The organism is Pseudomonas sp. NY15437 (assembly GCF_048068435.1).
GTDB lineage: Bacteria > Pseudomonadota > Gammaproteobacteria > Pseudomonadales > Pseudomonadaceae > Pseudomonas > Pseudomonas nitroreducens_B.
Map to the genome: position 1 here is coordinate 96,211 of NZ_JBLUQC010000005.1, position 14,870 is coordinate 111,080.

A 14,870-nucleotide genomic window follows, 5' to 3' on the forward strand; every position below is an offset into this window, starting at 1 on the left:
TGCCGGTCGTAGGAACGCTTCTCGAATAATCCGTGGAAACTTCCGCTGTGCCTGCAGGCGGCCGGCCCGGCCGCCTGCAGGGACTGGGTCACGGCTTGCTGGGCAGTACGCCGAAGATGGTGCGGTACAGCACACCGATGGCGACGATCAGCCACGGCACCAGCCAGATCAGCGCGATGCCCAGGGTCAGGCCGCTGAGGCTGAACAGCAGGCCGAACACCAGCAGCAGGCCGAAGACCTTGAACCAGTGTTGGCTGATGGCCTTGCGCGAAGCCTCAAGGGCGGCCCACGGCGACAGGCCGCGCTCGACCACCAGCGGCACGGCGAGCAGGTAGGCGATGCTCAGGTAGATGCCCGGCAGCACGAAGAGCAGGTAGCCGATGAAGATCATCAGCGTGCTCAGCAGCACGCAGGCGACGACCTGGAAGGTGCGGCCGAAGTGGCTGAAGATCTCGTTGAAGCGCAGCGGCTGGTCTGCCGCGCGGCGGATGCCGAGCATGTTCACGCCCGCCAGCAGCGGGTAGCACAAGGCGGTGGCGGCGAGGCTGACGATGATGGTGCCGAGAACGAAGGCGAGGATCGCGCCGACCGCCAGGCCACCGGCGGCGTCGCTGTCGCCGAGCAGCCCCAGGCCTGCGATGCCGGCCACGCCGGCGACGGTGAGGAACAGGCTGAGCACGTTGATCAGGACGAAGATCGCCGCGTAGAAGACCACGAAGCCGCCGAGGATCAGGCCCTTGGTGCCCTTGGTGCGGCGCCAGGATTCGCCCAGCAGGTCGCCGATGCGGAAGTCGTAGCCGCGGCTCAGGGCCTGGGCGATGGAGGGCACGCTGCCGTGCGCCGCGCCGGGCTCGAGGTTGCTCAGCGGAACGCTGTAGGGATTGGGTGTCGCGATGTCTTGCATGAGGAAAGTCCTTTCCAGTGGGGTGTCCTTGCGACGCCCATCATAAAGGCGGGGGCTGGCTGGGAGCCAGCGAGGCGTTTTGGAAGTGTGGCCAGCCGCACTGTTAGACTGCGACGCACTCGCTTGCAGGCAAGGAAAAATCATGAGCGCCAGCATCTTCTGGTACGACTACGAAACCACCGGTATCGACCCGCGCCGCGACCGCCCGTTGCAGGTGGCGGGCATTCGGACGGACGAGGACCTCAACGAGATCGGCGAGTCGCTGAACCTCTATTGCCGTCCCAGCGACGACATCCTGCCGCACCCGGTCGCCTGCCTGGTCACCGGCATCACCCCCGCGCGCCTGGAAGAGCGCGGCCTGGGCGAGGCGGAATTCATGACCCGGCTGTACGCCGAACTGGCGCAGCCGGGCACCTGCGTGGCGGGCTACAACACCCTGCGCTTCGACGACGAGGTGACGCGCTACAGCCTCTACCGCAACTTCTTCGACCCCTACGCCCGCGAGTGGCAGGGCGGCAACAGCCGCTGGGATCTGATCGACATGGTGCGCACCGCCTACGCGCTGCGCCCTGAAGGCATCGTCTGGCCCGAGCAGGAGGGCGTCGTCAGCCTCAAGCTGGAGCGCCTCACCGCGGCCAACGGCATCGACCATGGGCAGGCGCACGATGCACTCTTTGACGTGCGCGCCACCATCGCCCTGGCGCGGCTGGTGCGCGACCGCCAGCCCAAGCTCTACGAGTATCTCTACCGCCTGCGCGGCAAGCAGGGGGTGCTCGACCAGGTGCGCGTGCTGCAGCCGATGGTGCACATCTCCGGCATGTTCTCCGCGGCGCGGCACTACCTGTCGGTGGTACTGCCGCTGGGCTGGCATCCGCGCAACCGCAACGCGCTGATCGTCTGCGATCTGGGCGCCGACGTGTCGCCGTTGCTGGAGCTGGACGCGGACACCCTGCGCAAGCGCCTCTACACCCGTCGCGACGCGTTGGCCGAGGGCGAACTGCCGGTGCCGCTGAAGCTGCTTCACATCAACAAGTGCCCGGTGGTGGCGCCATTGTCCGTCTTGCGCCCGCAGGACCGGGAACGTATCGGCCTGAACCTTGCGGCCTGCCTCGCGGCGGCGCAGACGCTGACCGATGGCAAGGCGATCTGGCAGGACAAACTTGCGCCGTTGTATGCCGAGGAAAGTTTCGCCGGCAGTGACGATCCCGAACAGCAGTTGTATGACGGTTTTATCGGCGACCGTGATCGTCGATTGTGCGAACAGGTACGCCAGGCTGATCCCGCGCGCCTGGCCAAAGAACAATGGCCATTCGACGATGCGCGACTTCCCGAACTGCTCTTCCGTTATCGCGCGCGCAATTTCCCGGAAACTTTGTCGGCCGAGCAGCAGCAACAATGGCAGGACTTCTGCCGCGCCCGCCTGAGTCAGCCGGAGTACGGTGCGCCCAATACGCTGGATAACTTCGCGGCGGCCATGGACGAACAACTGGTCAATGCAACGCCCGCCGGCCGTTTGGTCCTGCAAGAGTGGGAGAAGTATGCCCAGGTGTTGCGCGCTCGCTATAACCTGTAGAGCGTCGCAGTTTTTCTGCGGGTAATAAAAAACGCCAGCGCGAGGCTGGCGTTTTTCATCCGTGCAAGGCTTAGCCCAGCAGCGTGGCCCAGCCTTCTACGGCCTCGGCGCCCCACTTGGCTTTCCATTCCTTCAGGGTCTTGTGATTGCCGCCCTTGGTTTCGATGACTTCACCGTTGTGCGGGTTCTTGTATTGCTTGACCTTGCGAGCACGCTTGGTCGCAGTGGTCTTGGCGGCGCGCGGCGATTTGCTCAGCTTCGCGTCCGGATCGAGCAGGGCGATGACATCACGCAGGGACTTGCCGTAGCTGGCCATCAGCGCGCGAAGTTTCTCTTCGAACTCAAGCTCTTTCTTCAGCTTGTCGTCCTGCTCCAGGGATTTCAGGCGCTCCTGAAGTTCCTTGATGGCTTCTTCGGTAGCGCGGTACTCGTTGATCAGCGACATGTTGGGTACCTTGTTCTGGGTCCAGCGGTGGCGGATAGTTTGTAGCAGTCATAATAGTCAGCGAAGTTGTTCAAGTAAATACGCGGGCAAAGTTTTGTGAATAAATGCAAAAGTATTTAACTAATTCATTCCCGGGTAATTAACCGCAGCACTCGCAATGCCGTGAACCGACTCTCGTCGGCGCACCACGGCAATGGCTGATCTTTTCCCTCGCAGCCGCTAGAATGGCGGCCTTCGCGATGTATCTGGAGTACACCCATGCGCACTTTCCGACTGGTGATCGCCTGCCCCGACGGGGTCGGCATCGTCGCCAAGGTGAGTAATTTCCTGGCCACTTACAACGGCTGGATCACCGAGGCCAGTCACCATTCCGACAATGACAACGGCTGGTTCTTCATGCGGCATGAGATTCGTGCCGATTCCTTGCCGTTCGATATCGATGGTTTCCGCCAGGCGTTCGCGCCCATCGCCCGTGAGTTCTCCATGGAGTGGCGGATCACCGACTCCTCGGTGAAGAAGCGCGTCGTGCTGATGGCCAGCCGCGAGTCGCATTGCCTGGCCGACCTGCTGCACCGCTGGCACAGCGGCGAGCTGGACTGCGAGATTCCCTGCGTGATCGCCAACCACGATGACCTGCGCAGCATGGTGGAATGGCACGGCATTCCGTACTTCCACGTTCCGGTGGACCCGAAGAACAAGCAGCCGGCCTTCGAGCAGGTGTCGCGCCTGATCGACGAGCACCAGGCCGACAACGTGGTGCTGGCGCGCTACATGCAGATCCTGCCGCCGGACCTGTGCCAGAAGTACCGCCACCAGGTGATCAACATCCACCACAGCTTCCTGCCGTCCTTCGTCGGTGCCAAGCCGTACCACCAGGCCTCGCTGCGCGGCGTGAAGCTGATCGGCGCCACCTGCCACTACGTGACCGAGGAACTGGACGCCGGCCCGATCATCGAGCAGGACGTGGTGCGCATCAGCCACCGTGACAACATCGAGGACCTGGTGCGCCTGGGCAAGGACGTGGAGAAGCTGGTGCTGGCCCGCGGCCTGCGCTACCACCTGGAAGACCGCGTGCTGGTGCACGACAACAAGACCGTGGTTTTCGACTGATCCACCCGGCCTGGTTCTACACTGGGTACTTCGCAGGCACCCGCCGTCGTCCGGCGGCGGGCGCTGCGCTCAACGGAGATGGCCAGCATGCGTGACCCGAAGAACCCCGGCACCGCCACCCCGCCGCCCACCCTGGGCGAAGGCTGTACCAGCCGCTACGATCCCGACGCGCTGAGCGACGAGGACGGCACCGAGTTTCCCGGCGCCGCCGAACTCTGGGATTCGCTCAACCCCGACGCGCCTTCCGCCGACGACAAGCCTTCCGGCGACTGAGCCTCAGGCGCGCTCGCGCAGGCCGATCAGCTTGCGCAGCAGTGGCCGGCCCGCCATCACGGCGAACACCGGCGCGCCCATCACCAGGTAGAAGTAGTAGGTCACCACGCGCCAGATCAGGATGGCCGCGGCTGCCGTGGACTTGCCCACCAGGGGGGCGAGCAGCGCTGCCGAGGTCAGCTCGGTGCCGCCAGCACCGCCGGGCAGCAGCGTGGCGAGGCCCGCGGCCAGCGACAGCAGCTGGATCAGGAAGGCCCAGGCCCAGTGCAGGTCCACGCCCAGTGCCTTGAGGGTGATGTAGAGCACCGAGAAGCGCAGGGTCCAGTGGCAGCAGGTGAAGAAGAAGATCAGCAGCAGCCGCCGCTTGGGCTGGCGCAGGCAGCTCACCAGCGTGTCGCGAAAATGCAGGCATTTGCGCGCCCAGTGCAGGCGTCGGCGCGGCTTCATGCCCAGTCGCTTGAGCAGCCGGCCGTTGGCCGTGATCACCCGGCGCTGGAAGCGCGCCAGCAGGACCACGCCGAAGAAGATCCCGCCCAGCAACACGCCGCTGGTGATCAGCGAGGTTTCCAGGTTCGGGCTGACGCTGTGCGAAAGCGCCCAGACCAGCACGGCCGCCAGCGCGCAGAGGAAGAACAGCAGGTCACTCAACTGATCCACGGCGAAGATCGCGCTGCTGTGCGCCGGGCGCATGCCGTGGCGGGCGAGCAGGGCCATCAGCGTCAGCGGGCCGCCGGTGCCGCCCGGGGTGGCGTAGAAGGCGAATTCGGAAGCCATGATGATGCCCACCGAGCGCGCCTTGCCGATCTCGCCGGCGCGGCCGTTGAGCAGTACCCGCAGCTTCTGCGCGTTGATGAGCCAGCACAGGCAGATCATGCCGAACATGAGCAGCAACTGGTCGCGGGGGAAGGCCAGCACGTGCTCGAGCATCTCCCGGCCGCCGAGGGCCAGGGGGATCAGCGACGCGCCGATCAGGCCGAGCAACAGCCAGGCGGCGCGGCTCACGGGCGCACCTGTGAGGGGGCAAACGGGACGGGCGAGGCGAAGCGGATGGGCAGTGCCTCCGGTCGGAATCGAACTGTCATGCTGAGTGGACCGTGATCGGCAGGTGGCGTTCGCCCAACTTTACGTGGGGTGGCGCCGCCCGGCGGCGGCGCCACGGCCTCACTCGGCGGGCTTCTCGGCGGAGGCGTCGCCGGCGCCTTGCTCCAGCGCCTTGTTCTGCCAGCCTTCTTCGCCCGGCAGGATCAGGTTGAGCAGGATGGCGACGATGGCGCACAGGGCGATGCCCTTCAAGCCGAAATCGTCCGGGCCGGTGCCGGTGCCGATCAGCACGCCTCCGATGCCGAACACCAGGGTGACCGAGACGATGCACAGGTTGCGCGCCTGGGACAGGTCGACCTTGTGGCGGATCAGGGTGTTCATGCCCACCGAGGCGATGGTGCCGAACAGCAGGCAGAGGATGCCGCCCATCACCGGCACCGGGATACTCTGCAGGATGGCGCCGAACTTGCCGATGAAGGCCAGGCCGATGGCGAATACCGCCGCCCAGGTCATGATCTTCGGGTTGTAGTTCTTGGTCAGCATCACCGCGCCGGTGACTTCGGCGTAGGTGGTGTTCGGCGGGCCGCCGAACAGGCCGGCAGCCGAGGTGGCGATGCCGTCGCCCAGCAGGGTGCGGTGCAGGCCCGGGGTCTTCAGGTAGTTCTTGCCGGTCACGCCGCCCACGGCGATCACCCCGCCGATGTGCTCGATGGCGGGCGCCAGCGCCACCGGGACGATGAACAGGATGGCCTGCCAGTTGAATTCCGGCGCGGTGAATTTCGGCAGCTCCAGCCAGGGCGCGGCGACGATCTTGGCTACGTCGACCACGCCGAAGGCGAAGGACAGGCCGTAGCCCACCAGCACGCCGGCGATGATCGGCACCAGGCGCAGCATGCCCTTGCCGAACACCGCGACGATCAGGGTGGTCAGCAGGGCCGGCATGGAGATGAACATGGCGGTCTTGTAGGGAATCAGCTCGGTGCCGTCACCAGCCTTGCCCATCGCCATGTTGGCGGCGATCGGCGCCATGGCCAGGCCGATGGAGATGATCACCGGGCCGATGACCACCGGCGGCAGCAGACGGTCGATGAAACCGGTGCCCTTGATCTTCACCGCCAGGCCCAGGAAGGTGTAGACGAAGCCTGCCGCCACCACGCCGCCCATGGTCGCCGCCAGGCCGAACTGGCCCTTGGCGAGGATGATCGGGGTGATGAAGGCGAAGCTCGACGCCAGGAACACCGGGACCTGGCGGCCGGTGACGAGCTGGAACATCAGGGTGCCGAAGCCGGCGGTGAACAGCGCGACGTTCGGGTCGAGGCCGGTGATCAGCGGCATCAGCACCAGCGCGCCGAAGGCCACGAAGAGCATCTGCGCGCCAGAGATCACCTGGCGCCACAGCGGGTCGTTGTATTCATCGGCCATCGATCAGGTGTCCTTCTGCTTGGTGCCGAAGATCTTGTCGCCGGCATCGCCCAGGCCCGGCATGATGTAACCGTGCTCATTCAGGCACTGGTCGATGGATGCGGTGAGGATGAGCACGTCCGGATGCGCATCGTTGACCGCCTTGATCCCTTCCGGCGCCGCCACCAGCACCATGGCGCGGATGTCCTTGCTGCCGGCTTTCTTCAGCAGGTTGATGGTGGCGACCATGGAACCGCCGGTGGCCAGCATCGGGTCGATGATCAGCGAGCGGCGCTCGGCGATGTCCGGCGCCAGCTTTTCCAGGTAGGTGTGCGCTTCGAGGGTTTCCTCGTTGCGCGCCACGCCCACGGCGCTGACCTTGGCCCCCGGAATCAGGCTGAGCACGCCGTCGAGCATGCCGATGCCGGCGCGCAGGATCGGCACCACGGTGATCTTCTTGCCGGCGATCTTCTCGACCTGCACGGGGCCCGCCCAGCCTTCGATCTCGTAGTTCTCCAGCGGCAGGTCCTTGGTCGCCTCGTAGGTCAGCAGGGCGCCCACTTCCTGGGCCAGCTCGCGGAAGTTCTTGGTACTGATATCGTGACGGCGCATCAGTCCGATCTTGTGGCGGATCAGGGGATGGCGAATCTCGAGGACGGGCATGGATGGGTTCTCCGGACGGGCTGGCAAAAAAATTGCGGTAGCGTAATGCATCCTAGCTATCTTGGGCCACGATTGTCGGCGACATTCGTCCGCTGACCCTTGCTCCATGGCACGCCGATAGGTACCTTTGCGCACTTTTTCACCGGAGAACCCCCATGTCCGTCGATCTCGCGCACATCCGCCACGTCATGGCCGAAGCCGACTGCCTGTACACCAACGCCGAGGTCGAGGCCGCCATCGCCCGTGTCGCCGAGGCCATCAATGGCTCGCTGGCCGACACCAACCCGGTGGTGTTCTGCGTGATGAACGGTGGTCTGATCTTCTCCGGCAAGCTGCTGCCGCTGCTGAACTTCCCGCTGGAAGCGTCTTACCTGCATGCGACCCGTTACCGCAACGAGACCACCGGCGGCGAGCTGTTCTGGAAGGCAAAACCGGAAATTTCCTTCATCGACCGCGACGTGCTGATCATCGATGACATCCTCGACGAAGGGCACACCCTCTCGGCGATCATCGACTTCTGCAAGCACGCCGGCGCCAAGTGCGTGCACACCGCCGTGCTGATCGACAAGAACCACGACCGCAAGGCCCGCCCGGACCTGAAGGCCGACTACGTGGGTCTGTCCTGCGTCGACCGCTACATCTTCGGCTACGGCATGGACTACAAGGGCTACTGGCGCAACGCCGCCGGCATCTTCGCGGTCAAGGGCCTCTGAGGATGAGCGGGCCGCGTTTCCTCGACAGCGCGCTGTTCGACGAGGTGGCGGCCCGTGCCGCCGCCAGCCCCCGGCGCCGGCAGAACCACAACTTCCATGAGCAGAGCGAGCCGTGTCATCGCCTGCTCAATGCGCTGCAGCCCGACAGCTATATCCCCCCGCATTGCCACCGACACCCGGACAAGGCCGAAAGCCTGCTGGTGGTGAAGGGTGCGCTGGGCCTGCTGATCTTCTCCGACAGCGGTGAGCTGCTGACCACCCGCGTGCTGCGCGCAGGCGGCGAGTGCGTCGGCGCCGACCTGCCGCCGGGCACCTTCCACGCCATCGTGGCGCTGGAGCCGGACAGCATCATGTTCGAAGCCAAGGCCGGCCCCTTCGTCCCGCTGGGTGAAGACGAACGTGGGCAGTGGGCGCCACGCGAAGGCGAGGCGGGCGCGGCCGACTATCTGGCGTGGATGCGCGCGCAGTTCGCCTGAAGCATCTGCGCTTTTGTAGGAGCGAGCTTGCTCGCGAACCGCTTCGCGCCGGGTTTCACATCGAAGTGGGGCCCAATGTTGGCGAGCAAGCTCGCTCCTACAGTTCCGTCTGATACATCTGTCCGCATCGATGCATGCATGGGCTGACTCGCATTTTTGCCGATGCATGCCCCGCCTATCCTGCGACCCTCCCACGACAACCGTCCGAGGTTCGCATGTCCCGTCTCCTGTATATCGATGGCCAGTGGCAAGCCGCCGCCAGCGGCGCCGTCCTGCGCCCGATCGCTCCCGCCACCCGTGAAGCGCTGCCGGAAGTTGCCTGTGCCGGGGCATCCGATGTGGAGCGCGCCGTCGCTGCCGCCCAGCGCGCCTTCGCCGACTGGCGACTGACCACCGCCGCCCAGCGCGCGGGTTACCTGCGCGCCTTCGCCGAGCAGCTCGAGGCGCGCCGCGAAGCCCTGACCACCCTGCAGATGCAGGCCAGTGGCAAGCCGCGCCTGGAGGCGGAAATCGATATCGGCGACGCCATCGCCACCTTCGCCTATTACGCCGAGCTGGCCGACCAGCTGGACGCCCGGCAGAACGCCGAGGTCGCCCTGCCGGACGCCGGCTACCGCTCGCAGACGCGCTTCGAGCCCATCGGCGTGGTCGGCCTGATCGTGCCGTGGAACTTCCCGCTGGTGACCAGCGCCTGGAAGGTCGCGCCGGCCCTGGCGGCGGGCTGCACCGTGGTGCTCAAGCCCTCGGAAATCACTCCGCTGATCGAGCTGGTGCTGGGCGAAGTCGCCGACGCCATCGGCCTGCCAGCCGGCGTGCTGAACCTGGTGCCGGGCCTGGCCGATGCCGGCGCGTCGCTGTGCAGCCATCCGGGCATCGCCAAGCTGTCCTTCACCGGCAGCAACGTCGTCGGCCGTAAGGTCATGGAAGCCGCTGCCGCGCGCACCCTGCCGGTGGGCCTGGAGCTGGGCGGCAAGTCGCCGATCCTGGTGTTCGAGGATTGCGACCTGGACGAAGCCGTGCAGTGGATCATCGCCGGCGTCTACTGGAACGCCGGGCAGATGTGCTCCGCCACCTCGCGCCTGCTGGTGCAGGCATCCATCGCGGCGCCGCTGTTGGCGAAGCTCAAGGAAGCGGTGGAAAGCCTGCGGGTTGGCGATTCGCTGCAGGGCGAGACGGACATGGGCCCGATGACCAGCGAAGCGCAGTACCGCAAGGTGCTCGACTACTTCGCCGTGGCCCGCGACGAAGGCCTGGCCTGCCTGACCGGTGGCGAAGCGGGCGAGGGCTGGTTCATCCAGCCGACGGTGTACACCGATGTGCCGGCGGACAGCCGCCTGTGGCGCGAAGAGATCTTCGGCCCGGTGCTGTGCGTGCGCACCTTCAGCGACGAAGCGGACGCGCTGCGTCAGGCCAACGACAGTGACTTCGCCCTGGCCGCCACGGTGTGCAGCGCGGACCTGGAGCGCGCCCAGCGCGTCGCCGAGAACCTGGAGGCCGGCAACGTCTGGCTGAACTCGCCGCAGGTCGTCTTCCCGCAGACTTCCTGGGGCGGCGGCAAGCGCAGCGGCATCGGCCGCGAGCTGGGCCCGTGGGGGCTGTCGGCGTTCTTCGACATCAAGCACATCACCGCGCCGCGCTGATCGGCGCCGCACCGTGCTCCAGGCACAGGTCCTCGACCAGCGCCTGGAGCGCTTCGTTGTGCCCCGGCTCGTCGCGCACCACCAGGCTGTGGGTGATGCCGTAGCCCAGGCGGTCCGGCAGCAGGGCGCGCATCTCGCCCTGTTCCACCCAGCGCTCGGCGTAGTGGGTGGGCAGGTAGCCCAGGTGGGTGCCGGCGCGCACGGCGTGCAGCACGGCCTCCATGTGCTGGGCGAACGCCGTGCTGCGCTGCGGGTCCGCCGGCAGCTGCACGTCGGCCACCGCGTAGCCGTGCTGAATCCAGTCGCAGCGTTCCAGCTCGCTGGCGTCGTTCACGGTCTGGTCGAACAACGGGTGCGCGCGCCCGCAGAAGACGGCCACGCGTTCGTGGTACAGCGGCTGGTAGCGCAGGTTCGGCAGGCGCCGGCTGAAACAGGCGATGGCCAGGTGCAGCCGGCCGCTGAGGACCAGGCGCTCCAGTTCGCTGGAGGACTCGATGAGAAAATGCAGGCGCACGTCCTGATCGCGGCGGTGGAAGCGGGCCAGGGTCTGGGGGATGCGCGCGTCGGGCAGGGTGGCGATGTTGTCGGCCAGGCCCAGGTGCAGTTCGCCCACCAGCCGGCCGGCAAGGGATTGCACCTGATCGCGGAAGTCGCCCAGCGCGGCGAACAGGCTCTGCGCGTAGGCCAGTACCCGCTCGCCTTTCTCGGTCAGGCGGAAGCCGCTCTTGCCGCGCTCGCACAGCCGGTAGCCCAGGCGCGTCTCCAGGCTGGCGATGTGCGTGCTGATGGTCGACTGGCCCATGCCCAGCTCGCCTTGCGCGGCGGAGAAGCCACCGCAGCGCACCACGCAGGCGAAGATGCGCAGCAGGCGCAGGTCGAGGTCGGAGACGTTGTGCAGCATGCTCTGGTCGATGTGTGATGGCTTTTGCTTCGAAGCCTATCAATGTATCGGCGAGCATGCCATGTGTGCCTGTCGTGTCGCTTGGCGTGCGTGCTAGAGTGCCCGGCCCTGTCCCGCGGAGGTGATGATGTCCGTTCGCATGCCGGGCGCCGTGCTGGCGCTGTTGTTCTGCCTTCCTCTGTCGATAGCCGGGATGGCCGTTGCCGCACCGATGCACAGCCAGTTCCTGCCGCCGGATGATGCCGGCCTGCGCCAGGGCGAGCCGGAGCAGCAGCAACTGCTGCAGGTCACCGAATACAGCGTGGTGCTGGGCAACCAGCGCCAATCCAACCAGCAGCCGATTCCGATCACCACGCCAGCGCTGCTGCGCCTCAAAGGCAAGCCGCTGAACAAGGGCGCGCAGATCAGCCAGGTGGTGATCAGCTTCGACGCCGAGGGCAAGAGCCTGAAAAAGCCGGTCTACGACGAGAAGACCCGCGTGCTAAGCCTGTACTACCCGCAGGCGGCTTATCCGCAGCTGCTCGACCTGCTGCGCAACGGCACTGTCTACGTGCAGTTCCTCACCTACGGCAACGGCCATATCTGGGCCGACCTGCACACCGGCGCGGTGCGTGCGCGTTGAGCCGCGCCCGGCGCAAGGTTAAACTGCCCGACCCGTGGTGCCCGGCCTGAGCCGCTGCCGGCCGCGATTCCCGAGACAGCCGTAGAGAGAAGCGAGCGATGCGTAAAGACAAGAAGCAGGTGATTGGCGAAGAGATAAACGACGACGCCATCAAGCTGTTCCTCGACGTGGAACCGGCCGATGACACTCCGGCGTCCCTGCACAAGCTGGTCAAGGCCTACCGCGGCCTGCGCATCGACGACTTCGAGCGCTTCGTCGGCTTCTTCGTCGAGGCCGGCTACGACCTGTCCGCCAAGGATGCCCAGGGCCAGGATTTCATCGCCCTGATCCAGGACCAGCGCCAGGCCGAGCCGTACATCGAGGTGATCAAGGCCGCTCGCGGCTGATCGCAGCGAGCCGCTGAAAAGCCCGCCATGTGCGGGCTTTTTCGTTCAGGGCGGTTCGCGAGCAAGCTCGCTCCTACAGGATGGGGTCGCTTTTCGTAGGAGCGAGCTTGCTCGCGAACGAACGCCAAATCCCCGCCTAGACTTCTCCTCAGAACGATAACGACAAGGCGAGGATGAAGCCGTGCACGTACAGCCCTATCTGTTTTTCCATGGCCGCGCCGATGAGGCCATTGCCTTCTACCAGCGCGCGGTGGGCGCGCAACTGGGGGCGCTGATGCGCTTCGAAGAGGCACCGGGCCCGTCGCCGGTGCCCGATGGCTGGCTGGACAAGGTGATGCACGCCAGCCTGCAGATCGGCGAGACGGAAGTCTTCTTGTCCGATGGCCGCGGCGAGCACAACGCCGCCTTCAATGGCTTCTCCCTGCACCTCACGCTGCGCAGCGTGGTCGCCGCGGAAAAGGCGTTCGCCGCCCTGGCGGAGGAAGGGCGCGTGGAGACGCCGCTGGAGAAGACCTTCTGGGCGCAACGCTTCGGCATGCTCACCGACCGGTTCGGCGTCGGCTGGATGGTCAGTTGCCAGTGAGTCCACGGAAACGAAAAAGCCCGCCGGATGGCGGGCTTTTTCATGAGCGCACGGCTCAGGACGCGGCGACGATCTGCAGGCGGTCGGCGGTCATCTGGTTGACTTCGCGGTAGGCCGCGGCGTCGGTCTCCAGCTGCTTCTCGCGGGCCGGGAAGATCTCCTTGAGCTTCGCGGTCCACTCGGCCGACTTGTAGCGCTCGGGGAAGCAGCGCTCCAGCAGGCCCAGCATGATCGACACGGTGACCGAGGCGCCCGGCGAGGCACCGAGCAGGGCGGCGATGCTGCCGTCCTGGGCCGCCACCAGTTCGGTACCGAACTGCAGGATGCCGCCTTTCTTCGGGTCCTTCTTGATGATCTGCACGCGCTGGCCGGCGGTTTCCAGACGCCAGTCGGCCGGATTCAGCTGCGGGTAGAACTTGCGCAGGGCCTCGATACGCTGGTCCATGGACTGCATGACTTCCTTCACCAGATAGCGGGTGAGGTCCATGTTGTCGCGGGCCACGGCGAGCATCGGCAACAGGTTGCTGGTGCGTACCGAGAGCGGCAGGTCGAGGAACGAACCGTGGCGCAGGAACTTGGTGGAGAAACCGGCGTAGGGGCCGAACAGCAGGGAGGTCTTGCCCTCTACCACGCGGGTGTCCAGGTGCGGCACGGACATCGGCGGGGCGCCCACTTCGGCCTGGCTGTAGACCTTGGCCTGGTGCTGCTTGACCACCTCGGGGTTGTCGCAGCGCAGCCACTGGCCGCTCACCGGGAAGCCGCCGAAGCCCTTGCTTTCCGGGATGCCGGACATCTGCAGTAGCGGCAGCGCGCCGCCGCCAGCGCCGAGGAAGACGAACTTCGCCTTGACCTTGCGGGCGTCGCCGGTCTGGGTGTTCTTGATGTCCACCAGCCAGCCGTCACCGTTGCGCTGCAGGCCCACGACCTTCTGGAAGTAGCGGACTTCGCTGCCTTCGCGGCTGGCGAGATAGCCCAGCAGCTGGTTGGTCAGGGCGCCGAAGTTGACGTCGGTGCCGCTTTCCACGCGGGTCATCGCGACCTGCTCGTCGGCCGGGCGGCCGGGCATGGTCAGCGGGGCCCAGTCGGCGATCTTCGCGCGGTCCTCGGTGTATTCCATCGAGGCGAAGGCGTGGTGCTGGCTGAGCAGCTCGAAGCGCTTCTTCAGGAACGGAATGTCCTTGCCGCGCACGAAGCTCATGTGCGGAACGGGATTGATGAAGTTGCGCGGCGCGCCGAAGGCGTCCTTCCCGGTCAGGTAGGCCCAGAACTGCTTGGACACCTCGAACTGGGCGTTGATGTTCACCGCCTTCTTGATGTCGATCGAGCCGTCGGCCGCCTGCGGCGTGTAGTTCAGCTCGCAGAGGCCGGCGTGACCGGTGCCGGCGTTGTTCCACGGGTTGGAACTCTCGACGGCCCCGGACTCCTGCAGTTCGACGATCTCGAGCTTGACGCCCGGATCGACTTCCTTGAGCAGGACAGCCAGGGTTGCGCTCATGATGCCGGCGCCGACCAGCAGCACGTCCATCGATTCGATTTCGTTCTGCGCCATTAACGCGTCTCCAAAACTATCAGCAGCCAGTTGTGACAGGGGACTTTCGCTCAGGTGCGTAAAAGTTGCCTGTCCGAATTCTTCTCAGGTCACGAAGGACCTTTCGCGAATGTGTCGGGCCGGGATCGGAGGAGGGGAAATGCGCACCTTCTCGGCAGTCCACGGCGGACATGTGCATCCGCTAGTGCATCCGAAAGTGGCGCTCAGGCGCGGCTTCCGGTGCCGAAAAAGCGATTCAGTGCTGCGGGGTCAGACGTCAATGGTGCTACCAACGCAAAACTCTTCATTGCTCGCCACACTCTCGTGAAGTAGTGAAAAACCTTCGATCACGCTCTTTTGGAGGCGTGAAGCTCAAAGGGGATCGTCGTCGCGGGCCGGTCCGGTCTCCGTACGGAGGGGAGCGGCTGCATCCTTGCCAAGTTCTGCGCAACGAACGTACAAAGCGCGACGGCCAGTGACCGAGGCGAGTGGCGACTCTCTTTGAGGGGTGGCAGCGGCGAGACACGGCGTGTCGGCATCGTGCGGGGCCCGACCAGGAGGCGTCCTTATAATCGGGGGGCGATTATAACGGCGAAACAGAAAAAAAAGCT

16 protein-coding genes are annotated in these 14,870 nt (G+C 65.7%); 9 read left to right on the forward strand and 7 right to left on the reverse strand.

Going from position 1 to position 14,870, the window contains the following annotated elements; genetic code table 11:
* Positions 1-88: 88 nt before the first annotated feature.
* On the reverse strand, positions 89-904 hold the full coding sequence (locus ACNFIA_RS13710; protein WP_416785619.1) for a hypothetical protein: 816 nt from the start codon (positions 902-904) through the stop codon (positions 89-91).
* A gap of 142 nt (positions 905-1,046) precedes the next feature.
* On the opposite strand from ACNFIA_RS13710, the gene sbcB reads away from it, so the two are divergent.
* Positions 1,047-2,477, forward strand: a complete 1,431-nt coding sequence (sbcB, locus tag ACNFIA_RS13715) for an exodeoxyribonuclease I (protein ID WP_416785621.1) — start codon at positions 1,047-1,049, stop codon at positions 2,475-2,477.
* Positions 2,478-2,547: 70 nt separating this feature from the next.
* Here sbcB and mvaT read toward each other — a convergent pair whose 3' ends face one another.
* Complete coding sequence (gene mvaT, locus ACNFIA_RS13720; protein ID WP_416785624.1) at positions 2,548-2,922, reverse strand: histone-like nucleoid-structuring protein MvaT; 375 nt, start codon at positions 2,920-2,922, stop codon at positions 2,548-2,550.
* A 258-nt stretch (positions 2,923-3,180) separates the two neighbouring features.
* On the opposite strand from mvaT, the gene purU reads away from it, so the two are divergent.
* Positions 3,181-4,032: a formyltetrahydrofolate deformylase gene (purU, locus tag ACNFIA_RS13725; protein WP_017519713.1), complete on the forward strand. Its 852-nt coding sequence runs from the start codon at positions 3,181-3,183 to the stop codon at positions 4,030-4,032.
* A gap of 87 nt (positions 4,033-4,119) precedes the next feature.
* Positions 4,120-4,305 carry a hypothetical protein gene (locus ACNFIA_RS13730; protein ID WP_416785626.1) on the forward strand — a complete coding sequence of 62 codons (186 nt, stop codon included), beginning with the start codon at positions 4,120-4,122 and terminating at the stop codon, positions 4,303-4,305.
* A gap of 3 nt (positions 4,306-4,308) precedes the next feature.
* Here the strand turns inward: ACNFIA_RS13730 and ACNFIA_RS13735 are convergent, their stop codons facing one another.
* From ACNFIA_RS13735 to upp, 3 genes are all read right to left on the reverse strand, one after another.
* Positions 4,309-5,307: a lysylphosphatidylglycerol synthase transmembrane domain-containing protein gene (locus ACNFIA_RS13735; RefSeq protein ID WP_259757252.1), complete on the reverse strand. Its 999-nt coding sequence runs from the start codon at positions 5,305-5,307 to the stop codon at positions 4,309-4,311.
* 159 nt (positions 5,308-5,466) lie between these two features.
* Positions 5,467-6,768, reverse strand: a complete 1,302-nt coding sequence (locus ACNFIA_RS13740; protein WP_416785628.1) for a uracil-xanthine permease family protein — start codon at positions 6,766-6,768, stop codon at positions 5,467-5,469.
* A gap of 3 nt (positions 6,769-6,771) precedes the next feature.
* Entirely contained in the window at positions 6,772-7,410 is a 639-nt protein-coding gene (upp, locus tag ACNFIA_RS13745; protein WP_259757250.1) for a uracil phosphoribosyltransferase, read from the reverse strand.
* Positions 7,411-7,565: 155 nt separating this feature from the next.
* Between upp and ACNFIA_RS13750 the strand changes: the two genes are divergently transcribed.
* The 3 genes from ACNFIA_RS13750 (at position 7,566) to ACNFIA_RS13760 (ending at position 10,239) form a co-directional block, all read left to right on the forward strand.
* Complete coding sequence (locus tag ACNFIA_RS13750; protein WP_416785631.1) at positions 7,566-8,123, forward strand: hypoxanthine-guanine phosphoribosyltransferase; 558 nt, start codon at positions 7,566-7,568, stop codon at positions 8,121-8,123.
* A 2-nt stretch (positions 8,124-8,125) separates the two neighbouring features.
* Entirely contained in the window at positions 8,126-8,599 is a 474-nt protein-coding gene (locus ACNFIA_RS13755; protein ID WP_259757248.1) for a WbuC family cupin fold metalloprotein, read from the forward strand.
* A gap of 215 nt (positions 8,600-8,814) precedes the next feature.
* Positions 8,815-10,239 carry an aldehyde dehydrogenase family protein gene (locus ACNFIA_RS13760; protein WP_416785633.1) on the forward strand — a complete coding sequence of 475 codons (1,425 nt, stop codon included), beginning with the start codon at positions 8,815-8,817 and terminating at the stop codon, positions 10,237-10,239.
* On the opposite strand, the gene ACNFIA_RS13765 is transcribed toward ACNFIA_RS13760, so the two are convergent.
* Entirely contained in the window at positions 10,223-11,140 is a 918-nt protein-coding gene (locus ACNFIA_RS13765; protein ID WP_416785636.1) for a LysR family transcriptional regulator, read from the reverse strand. The two genes, ACNFIA_RS13760 and ACNFIA_RS13765, sit on opposite strands and share 17 nt — an antisense overlap.
* A gap of 139 nt (positions 11,141-11,279) precedes the next feature.
* On the opposite strand from ACNFIA_RS13765, the gene ACNFIA_RS13770 reads away from it, so the two are divergent.
* From ACNFIA_RS13770 to ACNFIA_RS13780, 3 genes are all read left to right on the forward strand, one after another.
* Positions 11,280-11,762: a hypothetical protein gene (locus ACNFIA_RS13770; RefSeq protein ID WP_416786115.1), complete on the forward strand. Its 483-nt coding sequence runs from the start codon at positions 11,280-11,282 to the stop codon at positions 11,760-11,762.
* 98 nt (positions 11,763-11,860) lie between these two features.
* Complete coding sequence (locus tag ACNFIA_RS13775) at positions 11,861-12,148, forward strand: PA4642 family protein (RefSeq protein WP_017519723.1); 288 nt, start codon at positions 11,861-11,863, stop codon at positions 12,146-12,148.
* Positions 12,149-12,329: 181 nt separating this feature from the next.
* A complete protein-coding gene (locus tag ACNFIA_RS13780; RefSeq protein ID WP_259757244.1) occupies positions 12,330-12,731 on the forward strand; it encodes a VOC family protein in 402 nt (133 codons plus the stop codon).
* A 55-nt stretch (positions 12,732-12,786) separates the two neighbouring features.
* On the opposite strand, the gene mqo is transcribed toward ACNFIA_RS13780, so the two are convergent.
* Positions 12,787-14,280, reverse strand: coding sequence for a malate dehydrogenase (quinone) (gene mqo / locus ACNFIA_RS13785; RefSeq protein ID WP_259757243.1), 1,494 nt, complete (start codon positions 14,278-14,280; stop codon positions 12,787-12,789).
* Positions 14,281-14,870 lie beyond the last annotated feature (590 nt).